Consider the following 1,094-nt stretch of genomic DNA (forward strand, 5'->3'; position numbering starts at 1 on the left):
CGGGGGCCTGAGTCCGCGCGGCCTGAATCCCTGGGGCCGGAATCCCGGGCGGCGGAATCCCGGGCGGCGGAATCCCGGGCGGCGGAATCCCGGGAGCCGGACTCCGGCCGTACGCCGTTCACGCTGGAGCCGGGCGGCGCGCTTCCCACCCGCGTCTCCGGAACGAACGGGCTCGCCCGCCTGAGCATCCAGTTCTCCAAGATCCACCACTCCGGTCTCCTCGTCGGCGGCGCCCCCTCAGAGAGCGATTGATCATGCGCATTCCCTCCCCCATGACGCACGGAAGCCGTCGGTGAACGCGGGAACGGCGTACCTGTGCTCGGCCGCCGGCTTGCTCGTCGCCACCACCATCAAGGTCTGGGCGCTGAGGAAGAGCCCGCGGGACCCGCTGCTGTGGGCCGTCATCGCGACCCTCTTCGTCGGCGCGCTCCTGTTCGTCACCGCCGCTCCCCCGAACCTCGCGGCCATCAACGAGGCGCTCGGCGTTCCGAACATCGCCGCACCCATCGTGTACAGCATCCTGACCGCGTTCGACGGCGTGACCATCGTGCTGCTGATCCACTGGCGGGGAAACGACGACGCGCGCGTGACCCTGCGGCAGACCCGGCTGTGCCTGACGGCCTACGCCGCCGTCATGGTGGCCATCTGCGTCCTGTTCGCGCTGGGCGACGCACCGGTCGAGCGGCTCCGCGACCTGGACACGTACTACTCCGGCACGCCCTGGATCCGCGAGATGATCCTCCTGTACCTGGCGGCGCACAGCGTGGCGGCCGTCACCATGGTGGTCCTCAGCTGGCGTTGGTCCAGGAAGGTCCCCGGCACGCTGAAGGCCGGACTGATCCTCATCGCGGCCGGCGCGGCGTGCACCTTCGCGTACGACCTCCTGAAGTACACGGCGATCGTGGCCCGCTGGCTCGGCCACGACCTGGACTGGCTGAGCACCAACGTCGCCTTCTCCCTGGCCGGCTTCAGCGCCTTCCTCGTATCCGCCGGTTTCCTCCTCCCGCCCATCGGACAGGGCATCGGCTCACGGTGGCGGGCTGCCCGGGGCGTGCCGGGCGGCGTGCACCCGATAGCCGGTGGTGTCCACGAGC

The 1,094-nt window shown here is 70.6% G+C and carries 1 protein-coding gene and 1 pseudogene; both read left to right on the forward strand.

The window, feature by feature from the left end:
• Positions 1–252, forward strand: a 252-nt coding sequence (locus ABT106_RS32020; protein WP_502979548.1) for a hypothetical protein, incomplete at its 5' end; no start/stop codon positions are given.
• 40 nt (positions 253–292) lie between these two features.
• A pseudogene (locus tag ABT106_RS32025) lies at positions 293–1,094 on the forward strand (MAB_1171c family putative transporter); the annotation flags it as partial.

The sequence above is a fragment of the Streptomyces sp. NPDC002044 genome (genome assembly GCF_040296725.1).
Lineage (GTDB): Bacteria > Actinomycetota > Actinomycetes > Streptomycetales > Streptomycetaceae > Streptomyces > Streptomyces antarcticus.